General features: G+C 61.2%; 17 protein-coding genes and 1 tRNA gene. 8 read left to right on the forward strand and 10 right to left on the reverse strand.

What is annotated here, in order from left to right; genetic code table 11:
* Positions 1 to 198: 198 nt before the first annotated feature.
* From HV675_RS26825 to HV675_RS26845, 5 genes are all read right to left on the reverse strand, one after another.
* Positions 199 to 1,293, reverse strand: coding sequence for a phage/plasmid replication protein, II/X family (locus HV675_RS26825; protein WP_175114487.1), 1,095 nt, complete (start codon positions 1,291 to 1,293; stop codon positions 199 to 201).
* 238 nt (positions 1,294 to 1,531) lie between these two features.
* A complete protein-coding gene (locus HV675_RS26830; RefSeq protein ID WP_246270566.1) occupies positions 1,532 to 3,430 on the reverse strand; it encodes a DUF927 domain-containing protein in 1,899 nt (632 codons plus the stop codon).
* A 6-nt stretch (positions 3,431 to 3,436) separates the two neighbouring features.
* Positions 3,437 to 3,688, reverse strand: coding sequence for a helix-turn-helix domain-containing protein (locus tag HV675_RS26835; protein ID WP_217478275.1), 252 nt, complete (start codon positions 3,686 to 3,688; stop codon positions 3,437 to 3,439).
* A gap of 116 nt (positions 3,689 to 3,804) precedes the next feature.
* Complete coding sequence (locus HV675_RS26840; RefSeq protein ID WP_175114488.1) at positions 3,805 to 4,920, reverse strand: transcriptional regulator domain-containing protein; 1,116 nt, start codon at positions 4,918 to 4,920, stop codon at positions 3,805 to 3,807.
* Positions 4,921 to 5,030: 110 nt separating this feature from the next.
* Positions 5,031 to 5,106 (reverse strand) — tRNA-Lys (locus tag HV675_RS26845).
* 212 nt (positions 5,107 to 5,318) lie between these two features.
* Between HV675_RS26845 and HV675_RS26850 the strand changes: the two genes are divergently transcribed.
* A complete protein-coding gene (locus HV675_RS26850; RefSeq protein ID WP_175114489.1) occupies positions 5,319 to 5,723 on the forward strand; it encodes a PaaI family thioesterase in 405 nt (134 codons plus the stop codon).
* Positions 5,724 to 5,834: 111 nt separating this feature from the next.
* Complete coding sequence (locus HV675_RS26855) at positions 5,835 to 6,701, forward strand: patatin-like phospholipase family protein (protein ID WP_175114490.1); 867 nt, start codon at positions 5,835 to 5,837, stop codon at positions 6,699 to 6,701.
* A 110-nt stretch (positions 6,702 to 6,811) separates the two neighbouring features.
* Here HV675_RS26855 and HV675_RS26860 read toward each other — a convergent pair whose 3' ends face one another.
* Positions 6,812 to 7,825, reverse strand: a complete 1,014-nt coding sequence (locus HV675_RS26860) for a D-2-hydroxyacid dehydrogenase family protein (protein WP_175114491.1) — start codon at positions 7,823 to 7,825, stop codon at positions 6,812 to 6,814.
* Positions 7,826 to 8,286: 461 nt separating this feature from the next.
* Between HV675_RS26860 and HV675_RS26865 the strand changes: the two genes are divergently transcribed.
* Positions 8,287 to 10,155, forward strand: coding sequence for a phosphoenolpyruvate carboxykinase (GTP) (locus HV675_RS26865; protein WP_175114492.1), 1,869 nt, complete (start codon positions 8,287 to 8,289; stop codon positions 10,153 to 10,155).
* A gap of 29 nt (positions 10,156 to 10,184) precedes the next feature.
* On the opposite strand, the gene HV675_RS26870 is transcribed toward HV675_RS26865, so the two are convergent.
* Entirely contained in the window at positions 10,185 to 10,394 is a 210-nt protein-coding gene (locus HV675_RS26870) for a hypothetical protein (RefSeq protein ID WP_175114493.1), read from the reverse strand.
* 119 nt (positions 10,395 to 10,513) lie between these two features.
* Between HV675_RS26870 and HV675_RS26875 the strand changes: the two genes are divergently transcribed.
* Positions 10,514 to 11,620 carry a LysR family transcriptional regulator gene (locus HV675_RS26875; protein ID WP_175114494.1) on the forward strand — a complete coding sequence of 369 codons (1,107 nt, stop codon included), beginning with the start codon at positions 10,514 to 10,516 and terminating at the stop codon, positions 11,618 to 11,620.
* A 237-nt stretch (positions 11,621 to 11,857) separates the two neighbouring features.
* Here the strand turns inward: HV675_RS26875 and HV675_RS26880 are convergent, their stop codons facing one another.
* The 3 genes from HV675_RS26880 to dprA form a co-directional block, all read right to left on the reverse strand.
* Positions 11,858 to 14,548 carry a DNA topoisomerase III gene (locus HV675_RS26880; RefSeq protein WP_175114495.1) on the reverse strand — a complete coding sequence of 897 codons (2,691 nt, stop codon included), beginning with the start codon at positions 14,546 to 14,548 and terminating at the stop codon, positions 11,858 to 11,860.
* A 293-nt stretch (positions 14,549 to 14,841) separates the two neighbouring features.
* Positions 14,842 to 15,219, reverse strand: coding sequence for a thioredoxin family protein (locus HV675_RS26885; protein WP_175114496.1), 378 nt, complete (start codon positions 15,217 to 15,219; stop codon positions 14,842 to 14,844).
* 58 nt (positions 15,220 to 15,277) lie between these two features.
* Complete coding sequence (dprA, locus tag HV675_RS26890) at positions 15,278 to 16,450, reverse strand: DNA-processing protein DprA (protein WP_175114497.1); 1,173 nt, start codon at positions 16,448 to 16,450, stop codon at positions 15,278 to 15,280.
* Positions 16,451 to 16,722: 272 nt separating this feature from the next.
* Here dprA and def point away from each other — a divergent pair, with 272 nt between their 5' ends.
* The 4 genes from def to htpX all read left to right on the forward strand — a co-directional run bounded on the left by def (position 16,723) and on the right by htpX (position 19,980).
* Entirely contained in the window at positions 16,723 to 17,226 is a 504-nt protein-coding gene (gene def / locus HV675_RS26895) for a peptide deformylase (RefSeq protein WP_175114498.1), read from the forward strand.
* A 55-nt stretch (positions 17,227 to 17,281) separates the two neighbouring features.
* Complete coding sequence (gene fmt, locus HV675_RS26900; protein ID WP_175114499.1) at positions 17,282 to 18,268, forward strand: methionyl-tRNA formyltransferase; 987 nt, start codon at positions 17,282 to 17,284, stop codon at positions 18,266 to 18,268.
* A gap of 102 nt (positions 18,269 to 18,370) precedes the next feature.
* Positions 18,371 to 19,018 (forward strand): LysE family translocator, encoded by a 648-nt coding sequence (locus HV675_RS26905; protein ID WP_175114500.1) that lies wholly within the window; start codon positions 18,371 to 18,373, stop codon positions 19,016 to 19,018.
* A 104-nt stretch (positions 19,019 to 19,122) separates the two neighbouring features.
* Entirely contained in the window at positions 19,123 to 19,980 is an 858-nt protein-coding gene (htpX, locus tag HV675_RS26910) for a zinc metalloprotease HtpX (RefSeq protein WP_175114501.1), read from the forward strand.
* Positions 19,981 to 20,059: the final 79 nt, after the last annotated feature.

Raw genomic sequence — 20,059 nt, forward strand, 5'->3', positions numbered from 1 at the left:
CGTGCGTCATCAACGCACACACTCACAGTAGGCCGCAAAATGCGCAGCGGCAAGGTTTGTGAACGCCGGGTCAGTCCGACGGGCTATCGCATGAAACGATGCCACCGCTAAATGTGAACGCCTCCGGTTACAGCAATCCTGTCCGCGCTACTACGCAATAAGGTGAGCGCTCATTGCGCGCGAGCGTTTGTGAGCTACTTACAAAGAACTCACCCCTGCCCGTCCAGTCCTGCGATCGTCCGGCGCATTCGCAACTGCGAGGCTATAACGAGTTGGCCATCGCGGAAACGTCGGTAACAGATTACCGTCAGAGAACACTTCCGACAGCAGAAGCGGCGCGACGTCCGGTACATCGAGCACGATATCGATGCCAGTCTCTTTGCGGATACGCGTACGATGGGTCTCCAGCGTTGATTCAGGAAACAAATTGACCAGGTCAGCGCCGCGAACCCATAGCTCAACCGTTCTTTTCAAGTAATCGTTTGTCAGGCCGAAAATCGAACTGCGTAACTGTTCAAGTGGTTTCACCGATCCAAACCGGAGCCTCTCCATCTCGATACGATAGATTTCCTTGGCCGTTTCAACCGTCCACGCAGAACCGCGGTCGAGGTTCCGCGCTTGAAGGTACCGGTCGGAAAGCTTAACTTCGGCGCGAATACTATTCCTCGCGCGAGTTCGCAGCCGTTCCCAGACTTCATCCACGTCTCCGTCGCCCACAACCGCGCACAGGTGCTTGAATTGTCTCTTGCGTTTCTCGTCGAGTTCAAGCGCCTTGTCATAGAAAATCCATGCTGCATTGCTGCGCGACACCTCCATGCGCAAGCCATCACCAGCTTCCAGCCACCTAGGTCGGAATTGCAAAGTGGTGTTCCGAAGCATGTGTCCGAACAACTGCTTTAGCGTAATGTTCTCGGGGAGGCGATAGCGATGTGTGATGTGCAACTCGCTGAGCTCGAAGTCACCTCTTTGCCACGCGATCTTTTGATTGTCCGTGTACGGTATTCTCAACTTGTGCAAGACGCCGCAAATGATCGTCGAGGCAAGCATACAAACGTCGTTTGTGCCGAACACGTTATGTCCTTGCAACGGCTTCAGTGGACAGCAACGGATATTAATTCCCGATCCGTTTTCGACCGAGCAGGCGTCGATAGGCGATCCGCCTGGCTGCAATACCACTTTCTTACTAAACCGCTTGTATGTCGCGGGCGACGTGGAATTCTCGATCAACTTCGTACGTTCGTTACCGAACGGCGTATGTTGCAAGTGAATGGTGACGTCAATGAAATCGATCATTTAACTCCCTTCCTGTTGAAGTGCATGACGAGCTGCGTACCGCAGCGGACAACTGCACTTCGCCTTTACAGTTTTCTTCGGAAGGGGTATCGAGAGGAGGATATGAGGGTATATAGACTAGTATTGCGCCGAAGCAATCGTACGCCGCAAATCTGAACGCCTGCTTTGCATATCTTTCCGGCGAAGTCTACGTAGATATGTAGACTTCGCGAGCATCTGCGCGAACGAGGCCGTTCTGTCAGTCACAAAAGATGGCCGACTTGCTGAACACATACATTGCAGTGCGACCAGTATTCGGCGGGGGGAATCGGCGCTGTTGCGTAGGACGGTCATCGGTACCAGGAAGCAGCCAGGCGGAATCGATGAGTGCACGATGAAACGTTTCACGACCGTGCTTCTTTTTCAGCCCATCCAAGGAGCCGGGAAAGATCAAGTACGCTTCGTCACCGCTGCGGAGCGAGCATGTGAAGCCAATGCTTGTGTTGCAATCTGCATTGAAATAGTCGGCCCAGCGCGGCAGGTTGTGGCGATGTCTCTGCAAGAAATAACTCACGTCATCCAGAATAGCTTGCGTCGGTGTCACGAGGCGCTGGCGATATTGTTCGGCCCATTTGCGCAGGCAGTGACGAAGCGCACCAACAATTTCTGTGTCGCTGATCGGGAAAACTTTGGCTTTCCGTGCAATATTCCCGGCGCGAAACATCAATGCGAAGTTTTCGAGCACTCGAGCGCAGACGCCGTCGCTGGCATCGAATTCGATTTCTTTCGTGAGATGAAAAGCAACTCCTTGCAAGTTGGCCGTGTGCAGTTTTTTAATGGCGTCAGTGTTCGAAGCGAGGTATTTCACGAAGGGTTCCCACGCGACACCGTGTGTCGCGTTCAGCAATCGGTTCAGCTTCTCTGCGAATGCAGCGCCGTTCATGCTTCCATGAAGCGCCGCGAACACACCATGCGCATCATCGCTAGGCAAGGAGATGAAACGGGCGAATTGTCCGGATTTCGCGTGATCGCCTCGTTGCTCGATGCGTGCAGTAATACTCTCCTCTCCAGCGGAAATCGTGACCGAAGTAATACGTTGCATTGGCGCAAGACTTCCGTCACGAACCGCACGCAGCTTGCCTGAGCCGGTCAATCGATACGCTGCATCGGAGGCGACGTCGTGCGAAGCAAGACCTATCTCATCCAGAACCAGAGGCATGTGCGGGTATTGCATCGCGAGCGCCTCTAGACCATTTGCTGTGCTTGCCCATGTGGCAAGTGCGGTTGGAGAGTCGATTGTCGCGAGGGCAAGTCGCAACGCTGTCGTTTTGCCTGTGCTCGACTTGCCAACAAACGAGACGCCGAAGCTGTTACGTCCGAGTGGTTGCAATAGCGCTGACGCGAACGCTGCGCATAGCGACGTGATTAGCAAGGGATTGCCTCGGCAAAGTAGTGCAATCTCGTTCCATTTTTCGAGCGAACCTTGTCGGATGCGTTGCGCAGCTGACGGAATTCGCGCAATAGGGAGGTTTCGCTTTGCCGTTGCGAACGCTGTGTCGCCAAACACGTATGCTTCGCGGTCGCCGATTATTTGCCAGCCGTCACGAAGAACGCGTGTATAAGTTGGGTAGCTCGGTCGACTAGCAAGGTAGTCGCTGAGTTGTCGCGCCGCTGACTTGCCGCGTTCGAGCCGCACGCCTTGCATGGTAACAAGACGCGCGAGTTCTTGAGGCTGCTCGGCAATTTCGCGAGGCACCTCTATTTTTCTGCATGCGGCATTGAGCGTCCAGATATGGAGTACGTGTGCGGGTCTACTGCCATCGGCGTCAACTGTGTTCGCGAGCCATTGCACGCCGGAACAGACGCGCCGATACGCTCCACCAGTCCATTCGTAGAGTCCGTCTTTTCCGTCCTTGAATTGAGTGGAGTTCGTGCTGCTCGCGACGCCATGCGATCGCTCGCTACCCTTGGCGCGGCGACTCGAGGGAGTGTTGCCACGCTCGTTAGTTACGTGGCTGTTTTGCGCGATAATCGACGCAGTCTTGCGTTTGCGCGACGTGGGTCGGCCCCCCGAATGCATCTCTAAGGGAAGTGCGTGCGCGCGGCCCCGCTTGTTGGGAACGGTTTGTTTCGTGGCTCGTTTGGTTGGCGATAACATGGGCATTTACTCCTCCGTCTCACCGGGATGGCCATCAACGCGCATGCTGGCAATGAACGCCTCGACGTCTTCGCGACGATACCGTACGGAGCGGCCGAATTTGTAGAAGGGCAGTTCCTTTGAAAACTTACCTGTGAAGCGCCACTGGGCTGGCGTCTTCTTAGAGATATTCAGCAGGTCTGCAAGCGCTCGGTCGTCAAGGAAATTGTTGAGCGCCTTGCTTTGCAGGCTGGAAGTCTGGACAGTCTTCGTGGTCACGTTCGGCTCCGGTTGAGGTTGAATGAACGTGACCAATGTATAGAGTGAGTTGGCGAGAAACCAAGAAATTGGGAGGGGGGACAAAATCCCCGGGCTGAACAAGCGGGCCGCTTAGCTCATGAAGAGGGATCGCGGGCGTTCGTTCGTGCCACGTGTAAATAGGCACGCTCCGAGACGAGCGCGTCAGCCATTTCTAGCCACCGAAGGATTGTCTTTGCGTCAGCGTCTCGTGCTTCACGTGTGAGAGGATTTCGGCGGAAATATTTGGCGAGCAAGCGGCTCATCGGTTCATAAACGTCGTCGTACGAAATATATGGAGAATCCGTACTATGTTCAACGATGGAGAGGACATCCTCGCAATTGACCCCGTCATCTTCAAGTTGATGTATGAACGTACCTTGCTCCAGCGACGCAATGGCGTCGGCCATGCGTAACACGTAATGAAGGGATTTGAGTCTCACAGGCGCCCATTTCCACGAGCCTTGGGATGCTAGGAGACCTTGCGCGCGGGATGACGACGCATCGTCGTCATCGATCGGTCGTCGATGTTCCTGGGAATATCTAGCCGTAGGGCTGCTTGAAACATCGATGTACTCGGTGAAGACGAAAGCGCCGTTGCGGTTTCCGCCTTCAAAGAACGCGGCGATTTGGCGGCGCATCGATTCTACTTGCTCGTCGAGGTTCCCGGTCAGACTCATTCGAAACACAACTTCGTCTCGTGTGGTGAAGCCAGTGGCTTTTGAGAGGCCGTGTTCATTCACCAGCAGCGTCGCAGGAGAGTTGAGAGCTTCGACTGTGTTGCATGCGAATAGCCATGCCAATTTGTTGTTCTTGTCGTAGATTCGAGAGCGGTCGATGATCTCGGCGAATCTGTCGTTTGGGTCAGCCAAGATATTGATACCCCACTCTCTCCGGACGTAATCCTTGATAGGAAAGACGAAGTGCCTCGGGTGCCGTTCACGATAGATTTTGTAGTTCACATCGCGCTTTTCCGGAACCGGGTCGCACGCATAATGGAGTAGCGAGTCCATAGGGAAGGGTGTTGCAGGGACGTCCGCACATAGTGACTGCAGCGCGTCAAATTCCTGTGCGTATTCGTTGCTGCGGCGCAAGAACTCCCAAGACCAGATGGACGGGTCCAGTAGATCGGGGCGTGGGTACTGATTTTCATCGCGCCAGTCGGCGCGAGAGATAAACAGCGGGTTTTGAGCCGGGATCGTAGCGTCTGCCATCTTTCACGATTCCTCTATGGAAAACGTTGCAGATGGTAGCAAAGGAGTAGCAACACCGTTTCCGGCACGCAAAAAAAAGGGCCTAGCATGCGCTAAGCCCTTGAATTCACTGGTGGGGCGTGAGTGACTCGAACACTCGACCTACGGATTAAGAGTCCGCTGCTCTACCAACTGAGCTAACGCCCCAACGAAGAGCGAAATTATCCAACATTTTTTCGGACTTGCCTAGCCCCTTTCGCGTTTTCAACTGAAAGAACGCCCGGAAAGTCCTATTTGGCCGTCTCAGCCCCGTCCCATGCCGACTCAGCGCTTAAAAACGCGGCCCCGAAATCGTCCCGGTATCATGGTTCCCACTGCGCCGCGACGCACGCATCACGCGGCCCGAACAAGGACAGAAGATGGACGAAAGCGCCGTTCAGGATTTGCTCAACCGCGTGCTCGCGCCGTGGGTACGCGGGCTCGGACTCACGCCGGTCAAGGCCGACGACGAAAGCGCGACGCTGCGCTTGCCGTTTTCCGGCGAATTGCGTCACAGCGGCGGCGTTATCTGCGGGCAGGTTTTCATGGCGGCCGCCGACACCGCGATGGTCGTCGCGATTTCGGCGGCGCTCGGCGGCTTCAAGCCGATGTCGACGGTGTCGCTGAATATCAGCTTCATGCGCGCAGTCCGCAACGGAGATGTGCTCGTCACCGCGCGCGTGCTCAGGCTCGGCCGCAATCTCGCGTTCGGCGAAGTCGAACTCGCCGATGCAGACGGCAAAATGGCCGTCCATGCAACGACGACCCACGCACTGCTCGACTAACGCCTCGATTCAGCTGCAGCGAAAGATGAAACGCTCAGTGCTTCGGCGGGACAGCGAGTATTTACAGCGGCATCACAAACACACACGCTTCACCCAATACAAAACACACCGATGTTCGATCAAGTCGTATTCGCAGGCGGCGGCAACCGTTGCTGGTGGCAAGCCGGGTTCTGGGACATCGTCCAGCCTGGACTGAATATCCGGCCGCGTGTCATCGCGGGCATTTCAGCCGGTGCGGCCACGGCCTGCATGCTCTACACGCGCGACGCGGAGTGGGTCATGCGCTATTACGCGCAGGCGCTGCGCAACAACACGAAGAACGCCTACTGGGGCAATCTGCTGCGCGGCGAATCGGTGTTCCCGCACTACCGCATCTATCGGCAGGCGCTGCTCGACATCTACGGCGACAGGTTCGGCAAGCTCGCGCACGCGCCCGAAATTCGCATCGGCGTGTCGCATCTGCCGCGTTGGCTCGGCGCGCGCAGCGCCGTCGCTGCGGGGCTTATCGCGTACAACATCGAAAAGTACCTGCGCAAAACGCTGCATCCGACGCTCGGTCAGACACTGGGCTTTCATCCGGAATTCGTGCGTGCGCAAGACTGCGCGACGGTTGACGATCTGGCGGACCTGATCCTGCAGTCTTCATGCACGCCGCCGTTCACGCCGGTTCTGCGGCGTAATGGCCGCCCGGTGCTCGATGGCGGGATGGTCGACAACGTGCCGGTCGGCGCCCTCGACCCGACGCCCGGCGACGTGCTCGTAATGGTCACGCGCCTGTATCCGCGGCCGCAGATGTTCGTCGTGCCGCACGGCAATCAGCGGCGGCTTTATGTGCAGCCGTCGCGCAAGGTGCCGATTTCGAGTTGGGATTACACGAGTCCATCGCAGATGCAGCACGCGTACAACCTCGGACGCGCGGACGGCGAGCAGTTCCTGCAACGCGCGCCGGAACTGTTCGCAGCCGCCGCGCACGATTGATTGACTGGCATTCGCACCGCGCGCGGTACTGCTTCTGTGCGACGTCGGTCGCGCACGATGTGCAATCAATCGCGCGCGTCGCGCTTAGTCGAGTCGCCTGTTTGCGTCGCTTATTTGCGTCGCCCGCGCTGCAATGCTTCGGGATTCGCGACACTCGACGTGTCGCCCTGATCGAATGCCAGAATGTTTTTGAAAGCCGCACTGAAGTACAGCTCATAGCTTTCGCGTTCGACGTAGCCGATATGCGGCGTGCAAATGACGTTTTCCATGCGCAGCAGGCTATAGCCCTGCAGAATCGGCTCGCTTTCGTACACATCGATCGCGACCATGCCGGGCCGGTTGTGCGCAAGCGCGCCCACCAGCGCATTCTCCTCGAGCAATTCAGTGCGGCTCGTGTTGACGAGCAGCGACGTCGGCTTCATCCGCATCAGATCGGCCTGCTTGACGATGCCGCGCGTGTCGTCATGCAGACGCAGATGCAGCGACAGCACGTCGCTCTGCTCGAATAACGCGTCGCGGCTTTCGGCAACCTGGTAGCCGTCCGCTTGCGCCGCTTCGCGGGTGTGCTCGCGACCCCAGATCAGCACGTTCATCCCGAACGCCTTGCCGTAACCGGCGACCAGCCGTCCGATCTTGCCGTAGCCCCAGATGCCGAGCGTCTGGCCGCGCAGCACCTGACCCAAACCGAAGTTCGGCGGCATCGCCGACGTCTTCAGCCCCGATTGCTGCCACGCACCCTGCTTCAGATTCGCGACGTATTGCGGAATGCGCCGCTGTGCCGCCATGATCAGCGCCCACGTCAGTTCCGCCGGCGCAATCGGCGAGCCGACGCCTTCGAGCACCGCGATGCCGCGTTCGGTACATGCATCGAGATCGATATGGCTCGATGCCTTGCCCGTCTGGCTGATCATGCGTAGATGCGGCAGCTTGTCGAGCAGTTGCGAGTTGATGCGCGTGCGTTCGCGGATCAGCACCAGCGCGTCGGTTTCCGCGAGCCGACTGGCGAGTTGACCGAGGCCGCGCACGGTGTTGTTGAAGACCTTGACATCGTGGTCGGCGAGCAATTGGAAACAATCGAGTTTGCGGACGGCGTCCTGGTAATCGTCGAGGATGGCAATCTTCATGGCGTGAGTGTTTTGCGGCGCACCATCGGGGCGCGGAACGGAAACCTGGGCTTGCGTGTCCACATGTGATGTAGGGAACACGCCGGGCTTGATAGATGCTTTACCGTACAGGTGCCGTCCTTGCGAAAACGCGGACATGTCCGCATCGCGGCGGCACACGACGGAAAACACAACTGACCTCGTTTTTAACAGTTTGTTGCATGTCCGCGCAAGCCGCTTTACATACCGTTGCACCGTGGCGTACGTCGCGGTGAAGCGGCGGGTGAAACCGCAAAACGCGCGCGGCGCAACAGGCTGACAGCCTTTGCGACCTGCGAGATCGCATGCCGCGCGTGCGGTGCGCATGACGCCGCTTACGCGCCGCCGATGCTTCGGTCTCGCGTACGTGATGGGACACGGCGAATGCAGTGTCGCAGGGCTTGTACCGTTTTCAATAACTTTTCTAAAACGGAGACAGCTCGATGAATCATCTCGCGTTCGCAACAGCCCAGTCCACCGACGTCGATGTCCACGCGCCCGGCTGGGTCAAAAATCGCAAACTGATCGATTGGGTGCAGCGCATCGCTGCGTTGACGAAGCCCGCGCGCATCGTATGGTGCGATGGCTCGCAGGAGGAATACGACCGGCTGTGTGCGCAGATGGTCGATGCGGGCATGTTGCGCAAGCTCAATCCTGCGAAGCGTCCGAACTCGTATCTCGCGTGGTCCGATCCGTCCGATGTCGCGCGTGTCGAAGACCGCACGTTTATCTGTTCGAAGCGCCGCGAAGACGCCGGCCCGACCAACAATTGGGTTGCGCCCGACGAGATGCGCGTGACGCTCGACGGTCTGTTCGACGGCGCGATGCGCGGACGCACGATGTACGTCGTGCCGTTTTCGATGGGGCCGCTGGGTTCGCCGATCGCGCACATCGGTGTCGAGTTGAGCGATAGCCCGTACGTGGTGACCAATATGCGCATCATGACGCGCATGGGACGCAAGGTGTATGACGTATTGGGCGAAGACGGCGAGTTCGTGCCGTGCGTGCACTCGGTCGGCGCGCCGCTCGCGAACGGCGAAAAAGATGCGCGCTGGCCGTGCAACGACACCAAGTACATCGTCCATTTCCCGGAAGCGCGCGAGATCTGGAGCTATGGCTCGGGTTACGGCGGCAACGCGCTGCTCGGCAAGAAATGTTTCGCATTGCGCATCGCTTCGACGATGGGCCGCGACGAAGGCTGGCTGGCCGAGCACATGCTGATTCTCGGCGTGACGTCGCCGCAAGGGCGCAAGCATTATGTCGCCGCGGCGTTTCCATCGGCGTGCGGCAAGACGAACTTCGCGATGCTGATTCCGCCGGAAGGACTCGACGGCTGGAAGATCTCGACGATCGGCGACGACATCGCATGGATCAAGCCGGGCGGCGATGGGCGGCTGTACGCGATCAACCCCGAAGCGGGCTATTTCGGCGTCGCGCCTGGCACGAGCGAGAAAACCAACTACAACGCGATGGCGACGTTAAAAGAGAACGTCATTTTCACGAACGTCGCGCTGACCGACGACGGCGATGTGTGGTGGGAAGGCATGACCGACGCGCCGCCCGCGCATCTGATCGACTGGCAGGGCAAGGACTGGACGCCGGCCGCCGCGCAGCAAACCGGACGCAAGGCCGCGCACCCGAATGCGCGCTTTACCGCGCCGGCCGCGCAGTGTCCGTCGGTCGATGCGGATTGGGAGAACCCGGCGGGAGTGCCGATCGATGCGTTTGTTTTCGGCGGCCGCCGCTCGACGACCGTGCCGCTCGTCACCGAGGCGCGCGACTGGGTCGAAGGCGTCTATATGGCCGCGACGATGGGCTCGGAGACCACCGCAGCCGCGGCGGGCGAGCAGGGCGTCGTGCGGCGCGATCCGTTCGCGATGCTGCCGTTCTGCGGCTACAACATGAGCGACTACTTCGGCCACTGGCTGAAAACCGGCGCGCGTCTCGCGAAGCTGAACACGCCGATGCCGAAAATCTTCTGTGTGAACTGGTTCCGCAAAGGGCCGGATGGCAAGTTCGTGTGGCCTGGCTTCGGCGAAAACATGCGTGTGCTGCAGTGGATGGTCGGCCGCATCCAGGGCGATGCCGAGGGAATTGAACACGCGTTCGGTGTGTCGCCGCGCTACGAGGATATCGACTGGAGCGGCCTCGATTTCACCCGCGAGCAGTTCGAGCAGGTGATTTCCGTCGACGATGCGGCCTGGAAAGCCGAGCTCGCACTGCACGCGGACCTGTTCGATACGCTGCAACATGGCTTGCCGGCGGCATTGAAGGACGCGCGAGCCGCGCTCGAGCGCAAGCTCGCCGCGTAGTCCGCGACCGGTTTCGGTGCATGCCGGCGTCAGCCGGAAAGTGAAGCCGCCTGCGGGCGGCTTCTTTTTGCCCGGCGAAGCGTCGTCTGTTTTCTTTGCGCTTTCGTGGAACAAAGCGTCTGCTTTCGGTGTTCACCTGTATACAGCGCATTTGGGTGCGGCGCAGCACATTGTTTCGGTTTCGGGAACAATTGCTTGGCCTGCATTCCGCTTACGAATAAGATGGTGCGAATTTTCATTAAAAATGCTCGAAGTTGGGCAACTTCTGCACGTTTTCCCTAGTCGTAGGAGAATTCCAAATGTGCTTCCGGCCTCACTTTCGGATGGAAGCGGCAACACAGCAGCAGGAGAGTCGTCAATGGATCATTTGCAGTCGATGAGAGTATTCGTCAGAGTGGCGGATCTCGGCAGTTTTGCCCGCGCGGCTAGCGCGATGGATATTTCGAACGCAGTCGCCACCCGTCACGTCGCGGATCTCGAAGGCCGTCTCGGCACCCGGCTGCTGAATCGCACCACGCGCAGCCTGTCGCTGACCGAGTCCGGTCAGGTGTATCTGGAGCGCGCCCGCCAGATTCTGGACGAGCTCGAAGACGTCGAGCAGATGGTCGTCGCGCGTAACCACGAGCCGGTCGGCACGCTCCGCATCGTCGCGCCGGTCGTGTTCGGGCTGCACAATCTCGCGCCGGTGCTGCAAACCTATGCGGAACGGTATCCGAAAGTCATTCCCGATGTGACGCTGGTCGACCGCCAGGTCGATCTGGTCGAAGAAGGGTTCGATGTCGGTGTCGTGATCGCGCGGCATATGCGCAGCGCCAGCATTGTGACGCGGCGGCTCACCACCGGTTGTATGACGGTGTGTGCGACGCCTGCGTATCTCGAAAAGCACGGCACACCGACGCGTCCGGAGCAGCTGCTCGAGCATCCGTGCCTGTCGCTGCCGTCCGAGTACTGGGGTGACGAGCGCGTGTTCACCGGCCCGGACGGCGAAGTGCGCGTGCGGCCGACCAATGTGATCGTCGCGAACAACACCGAAATGCTGCGCCAGTTCGCGCTGCTCGGCATGGGCATCGCGATCCTGCCGAGCTACCTGATCGGCCGCGACACGACGCGCGGCAAGCTGGTGCGGCTGCTCAGCGACTACCGGTTGCCGCAGGTCGAGATCAATATCGCTTACCCGAGCCGCCGTCACCTGCCGGCCAAGGTGCGGACGTTTATCGACCACCTCGTCGAGCACTTCAGCCAGACGCCGAACAGCCTGCTTGGCGAGCAATGGATCAAGGACGGGCTCGAGCCGGTGCCGCTAGGGTCGATGCATGACGTGGGCGCGACGGTGATGCCGCCGGAAGCGTTCGATGGCGCCGAGCCGTTGTCGGCGCTGCTCGACAGTGAACTCGCGCCGACCAAGCAGCCGCCGGGCGTGCATCACCGCGCGCGCGGAGCGCTGCCGTCGCGGATCGTGCGCTAATCGGGCGTAAAGGCGTGCCGCAGGGTGCGACATGTTGACGCACTCTGCAGACGAATAAACGTAAGGGGTCTGTTGGATATGAAAGCGCAGCCGGATTAACGGCTGCGCTTTTTTGTTGCAGTGCGAGTGTTCAACGCGGACGCGTGCGCGGTAATGATGCGTGCACCCCGCACGTGTGTGTCGCGGTCGGGCGTGACTCCGCCCGGAGGGCCCACTTCCGGGGGCCCCCAAACCTCGCTACGATCCGGTCTTCCGTGCGGTCGACTTCGCGGCGCTTTTCTTTGCCGGCGCTTTCTTCGCCGCGGCGGCCTTGACCGTCGTGCCCTTCGTCGCCGACTTGGCCGGCGGTTTTTCCACCGTCAGGACATCGGTATCCGCGCCCTCGTCGTTCGCCGCTTCGGCGCGGCCCGCCTTTGCCGCTGCAGCCGACTTTGCGCCAGCGGCCGATTTGGCCGCCGTCTTCGCCGACGGCTCCTTCTTCTCGAACTCGAAGCCGATCTTGCCGTCGCTCTGCTTGACGAGGAACGCCTTGAAGTTGCGGCCGGTACGCGACGACTTGAAGTTGGTCAGCAGATCCGTGCGGCCCCCTTCGAGCAGCTTCGCCATCTGCTCGCGCGCGATTTCCTGCTGCAGGATCACCTTGCCCGAACGGAAGTCGCAGGTCTTCGGATTCGCGACCGAGTTTTCGCAGACGTAGCTCATCCCGTGTTCGTACACGCGCGCGTGGCACTTCGGACACGCGCCGACCGGTTCCTGCGCGGAGAAGTCCGGCGCCTCGCCGTCTTCGCCGCCCTGGTCCTGGCCGAAGTCGAACTCGAGCTTGTAGTTCTTGATCTCGTCATCGAACGAAAGCTTCAGAATGGCCGAGAACGGACGCCCCATCTTGCTGCGGAACCCGGACAACGGTCCGATTTCCTTTTTCTGCAGCAGTTCTTCGACTTCCGGAATTTCGAATTGCCGGCCGCCTGGAATTTTCGAGATCGAAAACTCGCATTTCGTGCATGCGAAGCGGCGGTAGTTCTCCTTCACCTGGCCGCCGCAGTTCGGACACGGCGTTTCGAGTGTCGCGTAGTCGCCCGGGATGGTGTCCGAGTCGTATTCCTTCGCACGCTTGACGATGGTCTGCGTCATGCGCGCGATTTCCTGCATGAACGCGTCGCGCTGCAAGTTGCCGCGTTCCATCTGCGACAGCTTGTATTCCCATTCGCCGGTCAGCTCCGGCGCGGTCAGTTCCTTGACGTCGAGACCGCGCAGCAGGGTCATCAACTGGAACGCTTTCGCGGTCGGAATCAGCTCGCGGCCTTCGCGGACCAGATACTTCTCGCCGAGCAAACCTTCGATGATCGCGGCGCGCGTGGCCGGCGTGCCGAGCCCCTTCGCGGCCATTGCCTCGCGCAGCTCGTCGTCTTCGACCAGCTTGCCCGCGCCTTCCATCGCCGACAACAGCGTCGCTTCGTTATAGCGTGCGGGCGGTTTCGTCACGAGTTGCTGCGCGGCGATCTTGTCGGTCTTCACCTTCTCGTCTTTCTGCACCGGAACGAGATTCGCGTCGTCGCCCGCGGATTCGCGGCCGTAGATTTGCAGCCAGCCCGGTTCGACGAGCACTTTGCCTTCGGTCTTGAAGTGATGACCGACGACTTCGGTGATGCGCGTCGTGACCTTGTACTCAGCGGCCGGGAAGAACACCGCGAGGAAGCGCTTGACGACGAGGTCATACAGCTTCTGCTCGGGCTCCGACAGCGACTTCGGCGCTTGCAGCGTCGGGATGATTGCGAAGTGGTCGCTGATCTTCGAGTTGTCGAAGATGCGCTTGTTCGGTTTCACCCAGCCCTTGTCGAGCACCTGCTTCGCGAACGGCAGATAGTTGTTGCTCTCCTTGAGCATCTCGAGCGTGCTGCTGACCGTCTCCAGATAGTCTTCGGGCAGCGCGCGCGCGTCGGTACGCGGGTAGGTCAGCACCTTGTGGCGTTCGTACAGCGCCTGCGCGAGCGCAAGCGTGTTTTTCGCCGAGAAGCCGAAGCGGCCGTTGGCTTCGCGCTGCAGGCTGGTCAGGTCGAAGAGCGCCGGCGAAAGCTGCGTCGACGGTTTCGATTCCTCGTTGACCGTGCCGATCTGCCCGCGGCACGCGGCGACGATGGTTTCCGCCGCGGGCAGGCTCCACAGCCGCGAATCGCGCTTTTCGGGGTCGAACTCGTCGCGCTTGAACTTCGGATCGAACCAGCGGCCTTCGTAGAAGCCCGCCGCGCAGACGAACTCGGCCTTCACTTCCCAATAGTCGCGCGGCACGAAGCGGCGAATCTTCTCCTCGCGCTCGACGACGATCGACAAGGTCGGCGTTTGCACGCGGCCGACGGTGGTCAGGAAGAACCCGCCGCCCTTGCTGTTGAACGCGGTCATCGCGCGCGTGCCGTTGATGCCGACCAGCCAGTCGGCTTCCGAGCGGCAGCGCGCGGCATCGGCGAGCGGCTGCATGTCGTGGTCGCTGCGCAGATGCGCGAAGCCTTCGCGAATCGCGGCGGGCGTCATCGACTGCAGCCACAGCCGCTGGACCGGCTGCTTCGCTTTCGCGTACTGCGTGATCAGACGGAAAATCAGTTCGCCTTCGCGCCCCGCGTCGCATGCGTTGATCAACCGCTCGATGTCTTTGCGCTTGAGCAGCCGCGTCAGCACCTTGAGCCGCGACTCGCTTTTGACGATCGGGTTGAGATCGAAATGCGGCGGAATGACCGGCAGATGAGCAAAGCTCCACTTGCCTCGCTTCACTTCGTATTCTTCGGGCGCGGCGATTTCCACCAGGTGGCCGACAGCCGACGAGATGACGTACTCGTCGCTTTCGAAATACTCGTCATGCTTGGTAAAGCCGCCCAAAGCGCGCGCGATGTCGTTCGCGACGGATGGCTTTTCGGCGATGATCAGTGCTTTGGACATGACTATTGTGTGTGGGTGAATTCGGGTGCAGCCGGGCGGACACCGCCCTTATTTGACGCTCGTTCGCTTTTCCGGTTGCGTACCTATTAACGACCGCTTTATAGCACACGCCGCCATCGTGGCAACCCATGCGCGGAAAAAAGCGGCCCATCTTAATTGCGTGCCGGTGCTCCGGGCAAGCGTCGCATAATCGTGTCTCGCGCTTTTCGCAATTCGCATGCCGCGCCGCGCGAATCATGCGAACCGCAGCCGCCCGGCGACGCGGACACCGGTGATGCAAGTGTCACGCAACGTCACGCGGTGGCGAGCGCAGGCCTCAGTTTCGGCGCACCGGTCACGCCCGGCAGCGTCGTCAGATCGACCAGCATGCGCTCGACTATGCCCGGCTGCGGCAGCACCGTGCCGAAGAAGCGCGTCGTCACCGCATCTTCGATCAGGATGGTCGGGAAATTCTCCACGTCAAGGTCGTCGAAGCGGTCCGCATGCGTTTCGATGTCGATCCATGCGAAACAGATGTCGGGATGTTTGTCCGCGAGCGCGTCGAACGCCGCCTGGTACTCGCGGCACGTTCCGCACCATTGCGCGCATAGACACGCAACGAACAGCGTATCGCGGTCGTTGACACGCTCTGCGATCCGGTCCGAGTCGGTATCGAGGTTCAGCGCGGGCATGGTGATTCCTTGAGGCTCGTTTTTCGTCAGTGATTTCGCGCGAATGTAGCATGGCGCGTCACCGGCTGTGACTGGCGCGCACGTACCGTCCGCCGGGCAGCGCGCTCAGATGGCCGGACAACTCGAGCTGCAGCAGCGTGCTCTGAAGCGCGGAGCCGTCCATTTCGGTGCGTGCGGCGAGAATTTCAAGCGTAGCCGGCGCGTGGCCCAGCGCGTCGAGCAGCCGCTGCGCGTCGGGAACCAACGAGCTTTGCGCCGCGTCGACAGGCGGCGCCGATAGCGGCAGCGGCAGGCTGCGCTGGCCGGAAGCGGCGTTGCGCCCGGCCGGCGGCGCCATTGAGACGCCCAGTTCCTCGAGCACGTCCTCCGGTGTTTCGACGAGCTTCGCGCCCTGTTTGATCATCCGATGGCAGCCACGCGACAACGGCGCGTGGATCGAGCCGGGTAGTGCGAACACATCCCGCCCCATTTCGTTGGCGAGCCGCGCGGTGATTAGCGAACCGGAGCGCATCGCCGCTTCAACGATCAGCACGCCGTTGACGAGCCCTGCGATCAGACGATTGCGCTGCGGGAAGTGCGCGGGGCGTGCCGGCGTGCCGAGCGGCCATTCGGAAAGAATCGCGCCGCTTGCGGCGATTTCCTGCGCAAGCCCGTGGTGAGCGGGCGGATAGACGACGTCCGCGCCCGTTCCGACCACTGCGACAGTCCCTGCGAGGCCGGCCAGCGCGCCGCGATGCGCGGCGGCATCGATGCCCAGCGCGAGGCCCGATACGACGACAAGGCCCGCATCCGAAAACGCATGCGCAAAGCGCCGCGCGTCTTCCGCGCCTTGCGGCGTCGCGCTGCGGCTGCCGACCACGGCGACGCTGCGCGTATGCAGCAGCGCGGGATGTCCCTTTACATATAGCAGAGGCGGCGGGTCCGGCATCGTCAGCAGCGCGGGCGGGTAGGCGGGGTCATCGAGTGCCAGCAATGTGTTGCCGGGCGCGTCACGCCATGCGAGCACGCCGTCCAGCTGCGCGGCGAAATCCGCGCCCGGCGCGCCAAGCGCGGCGCGCGCGGACGTCTCGTCCGTCACGCGGGCAAGCGACTCGAACGGCTGGCCGAGCACGGCCTCCGGTAGACCGAAGCGCGTGAGCAAGATGCGCAGTACGGCCGGTTTCAGGCCTGGCGCCATGGTCAGCCGCAGCCACGCGGCGACTTCCTGATCGGTTTTTGCTATGGATTGCATTGAAACGTCAAACCCCCAGCCGGGCCACCGCAAGCGGTCGCCATGCTAAAATTTTCATGATCCGAAATAATTCAACCCAAAACACACGGTGACGCCGCGTTTTCGCGCACGAATGCATCGCTTCGGCCCGTTGTCCGGCCACATTGCGCGTTGAATCGAAAGGCTTCTGTCGCTATCTATCCTGTGCGCATGGCGCCGCGCTGACAAGCTGGCCAATCGGCCTATTGCGCGACTTACGCGTCCGTGGCGGCGCTTCACTGAACCTGATGACCATGGCTTTACTGAACATCCTCAATTACCCGGACAAGCGTCTGCACAAGGTCGCCAAGCCCGTTGCGGCCGTCGACGACCGGATCCGCAAGCTGGTCGCCAATATGGCCGAAACGATGTACGCCGCGCCCGGCGTCGGCCTCGCGGCGACGCAGGTCGACGTGCACGAGCGTGTGATCGTGATCGACGTGTCCGAAGCGCACGATGAGCTGCGTGTGTTCATCAACCCGGAAATCGTCTGGTCGAGCGACGAGCGGAAGCTTTCCGAGGAAGGCTGCCTGTCGGTGCCGGGCATTTACGACAACGTCGAACGTGCCGAAAAAGTGCGCGTGCGTGCGCTCAACGAAAAGGGCGAGACTTACGAGATTGACTGCGAAGGTCTGCTCGCCGTGTGCATCCAGCACGAGATGGATCACCTGATGGGCCGCGTGTTCGTCGAATATCTGTCGCCGCTGAAGCAGACACGCATCAAGAGCAAGATGAAGAAGCTCGCGCACGCGATGTGACGCGCGTGCGATCCGTTCCCGCCTCATTGCCGTTTCGTTTCAGACGCTTTTGCACATGAGCCATTCGTTGCGCGTTATTTTTGCCGGCACGCCCGAGTTCGCGGCGGCGGCGCTGGCCGCGATTCACCGAGCCGGGTTTCCGGTACCGCTCGTGTTGACGCAACCCGATCGGCCCGCCGGACGCGGCATGAAACTGCAGGCGAGCGCGGTCAAGCGCTATGCGCAGGAGCACGGCCTCGCCGTCGCACAGCCGCCGTCGCTGCGGCGGAACGGCAAGTTTCCGGCCGAGGCCGCAGCGGCGATCGATCTGCTGCGCGCAACGCCGCACGACGTGATGGTGGTCGCCGCGTACGGCCTGCTGTTGCCGCAGGAAGTGCTCGACATCCCGCCGCACGGCTGCATCAACATTCATGCGTCGCTGTTGCCGCGCTGGCGCGGCGCCGCGCCGATTCACCGCGCGATCGAAGCCGGCGACCCGGCGACCGGCATCACGCTGATGCAAATGGACGCGGGTCTCGACACCGGCGCGATGATTGCGGAAACGCGCACCGAGATTCGCGACGACGACACGACTGCAACCCTGCACGACCGGCTGGCCGACGCGGGCGCGCAACTGATTGTCGATGCGCTCGCGACGCTCGAACGCGACGGCCGGTTGCCTGCGACGCCCCAGCCCGAAGACGGCACGACCTACGCCGAAAAAATCGGCAAGCACGAAGCCGCACTCGATTGGCGGCGCACTGCCGTCGAGCTCGCGCGCCAGGTGCGCGCGTTCGATCCGTTCCCCGGCGGCGCGGCCACGCTCGACGGCACGCCGCTCAAGATCTGGTCCGCGACCGCAGTGGCTTTGCCGCACGCCGGCGCGCAGCCCGGCACGATTGTCGAGATTTCGGCAGAGGGCGTGGTGATCGCGTGCGGCAACGGCGCACTGCGCGTGACGCAACTGCAAAAGCCGGGCGGCAAGCGCCTGCCCGCCCGCGAATTTCTAACGGGCTCCACGCTCGCTGTCGGCCAGCGCTTCGCTCAGCCTCACGAACATTAACAGGCGGTGATTCACGTCGCCATCGTCCGTTCGGCCGACTCGCGCGGACGCTTTGCCGCGCGTTAGAATCTTCGATGCAATGCGCCAACTTATGAGGCTTTCATGTTCGGCATCACCCATTTCGGATTCTTCCTCGCCGCCGTTTTTCTGCTGAATGTCACGCCGGGGCCCGACACCGCATACATCGTCGGCCGCAGCGTCGCACAGGGCCGCGCGGCGGGCCTGATGTCCGCGCTTGGCATCTCCGCCGGCTGCTGCGTGCATTCGCTCGCCTGCGCGTTCGGGCTGACGGCGCTGCTTGCCGCATCGGCCACCGCGTTCACGGTCATCAAGTTCGTTGGCGCGATGTATCTGATCTATCTCGGTGTGCGGCTGGTGTTCGCCAAACCGGCGGCCGACGCGCCAGAACATGCAGGCGCGCAGCGCACCGCGGTGGCGCCGAAGTCGATGCGCCAGCTGTTTCTGCAAGGCTTCTGGACGAACGTGTTGAACCCGAAGGTCGTGCTGTTCTTCGTGTCGTTCTTCCCGCAATTCGTCAGCACCGGCAGCGACCACAAGGCGCTCGCGTTTCTCGTGCTCGGCGTCGTCTTCGTGCTGATGAGTACGGCGTGGAACAGCTTCGTCGCATGGGTTGCGGGCAGCGTTACGCGCCGCTTCTCCGGCAAACCCGCCATCCGCAAGTGGCTCGACCGCGTCGTCGGCAGTGCATTCGTCGGACTTGGCGTCAAGCTGGCAACCGCGTCACGCTGATTGAATTTTTCCGGCTCGCCCGTATCTAACAATTCGCTTACAATTGTTCGCCGTCATCGACGGCATGAGATACGGTCCCGCGTTCCGGGCAAGGAGTACTGGGTATGTTCAACTGGGTTAAAACCGCGATGCTGATGGCCGCGATCACGGCCCTCTTTATCGTGATCGGCGGCATGATCGGCGGCCAACGCGGCATGATGATCGCGCTGCTGCTCGCGCTCGGCATGAACTTCTTTTCCTATTGGTTCTCGGACAAGATGGTGCTGCGCATGTACAACGCGCACGAAGTGGACGAGACCACCGCGCCGCAGTTCTACCGGATGATCCGCGAGCTCTCCACTCGCGCGAACCTGCCGATGCCGCGCGTCTACCTGATCGACGAAGATCAACCGAACGCATTCGCAACCGGCCGTAATCCCGAACACGCCGCCGTGGCTGCGACCACGGGCATCCTGCGCGTGTTGTCCGAGCGCGAGATGCGCGGCGTGATGGCGCATGAGCTGGCGCATGTGAAGCATCGCGACATTCTGATCTCGACCATCTCGGCGACGATGGCGGGCGCGATTTCCGCACTCGCGAACTTCGCGATGTTCTTTGGCGGCCGTGACGAAAATGGCCGTCCGGGCAACCCGATCGCGAGCATTGCGGTCGCGCTGCTCGCACCGATCGCCGGCGCGCTGATTCAGATGGCCATCTCGCGCGCTCGCGAATTCGAGGCGGACCGCGGCGGTGCGCAGATTTCCGGCGACCCGCAAGCGCTCGCGGCGGCGCTCGACAAGATTCACCGTTATGCGAGCGGCATTCCGTTCCCAACGGCGGAGGCGCATCCTTCCACCGCGCAGATGATGATCATGAATCCGTTGTCGGGCGGCGGCATCGCCAATCTGTTTTCAACTCATCCGTCCACAGAAGAGCGCATCGCGCGCCTGATGGAAATGGCGCGCACGGGGCGCTTCGACTAAGTCCGCGTACTCTTCTGACCGCACCGGCGGCCATGCCGGTGCGAAAACCGGGCGAGCCAGGCGAGGCTCGCCTGATCCC

The organism is Paraburkholderia solisilvae (genome assembly GCF_902859875.1).
GTDB lineage: Bacteria > Pseudomonadota > Gammaproteobacteria > Burkholderiales > Burkholderiaceae > Paraburkholderia > Paraburkholderia solisilvae.

What these genes read in the sequence shown, in the direction of transcription:
- HV675_RS26840 (WP_175114488.1), bottom strand. Translation starts at nt 4,920, where the DNA reads ATGGCAGACGCTACGATCCCGGCTCAAAACCCGCTGTTTATCTCTCGC.
- HV675_RS26850 (WP_175114489.1), top strand. Translation starts at nt 5,319, where the DNA reads ATGGACGAAAGCGCCGTTCAGGATTTGCTCAACCGCGTGCTCGCGCCG.
- HV675_RS26855 (WP_175114490.1), top strand. Translation starts at nt 5,835, where the DNA reads ATGTTCGATCAAGTCGTATTCGCAGGCGGCGGCAACCGTTGCTGGTGG.
- HV675_RS26875 (WP_175114494.1), top strand. Translation starts at nt 10,514, where the DNA reads ATGGATCATTTGCAGTCGATGAGAGTATTCGTCAGAGTGGCGGATCTC.
- HV675_RS26825 (WP_175114487.1), bottom strand. Translation starts at nt 1,293, where the DNA reads ATGATCGATTTCATTGACGTCACCATTCACTTGCAACATACGCCGTTC.
- HV675_RS26860 (WP_175114491.1), bottom strand. Translation starts at nt 7,825, where the DNA reads ATGAAGATTGCCATCCTCGACGATTACCAGGACGCCGTCCGCAAACTC.
- HV675_RS26880 (WP_175114495.1), bottom strand. Translation starts at nt 14,548, where the DNA reads ATGTCCAAAGCACTGATCATCGCCGAAAAGCCATCCGTCGCGAACGAC.
- fmt (WP_175114499.1), top strand. Translation starts at nt 17,282, where the DNA reads ATGAGCCATTCGTTGCGCGTTATTTTTGCCGGCACGCCCGAGTTCGCG.
- dprA (WP_175114497.1), bottom strand. Translation starts at nt 16,450, where the DNA reads ATGCAATCCATAGCAAAAACCGATCAGGAAGTCGCCGCGTGGCTGCGG.
- HV675_RS26865 (WP_175114492.1), top strand. Translation starts at nt 8,287, where the DNA reads ATGAATCATCTCGCGTTCGCAACAGCCCAGTCCACCGACGTCGATGTC.
- HV675_RS26870 (WP_175114493.1), bottom strand. Translation starts at nt 10,394, where the DNA reads ATGAAAATTCGCACCATCTTATTCGTAAGCGGAATGCAGGCCAAGCAA.
- HV675_RS26885 (WP_175114496.1), bottom strand. Translation starts at nt 15,219, where the DNA reads ATGCCCGCGCTGAACCTCGATACCGACTCGGACCGGATCGCAGAGCGT.
- HV675_RS26905 (WP_175114500.1), top strand. Translation starts at nt 18,371, where the DNA reads ATGTTCGGCATCACCCATTTCGGATTCTTCCTCGCCGCCGTTTTTCTG.
- def (WP_175114498.1), top strand. Translation starts at nt 16,723, where the DNA reads ATGGCTTTACTGAACATCCTCAATTACCCGGACAAGCGTCTGCACAAG.
- HV675_RS26830 (WP_246270566.1), bottom strand. Translation starts at nt 3,430, where the DNA reads ATGTTATCGCCAACCAAACGAGCCACGAAACAAACCGTTCCCAACAAG.
- htpX (WP_175114501.1), top strand. Translation starts at nt 19,123, where the DNA reads ATGTTCAACTGGGTTAAAACCGCGATGCTGATGGCCGCGATCACGGCC.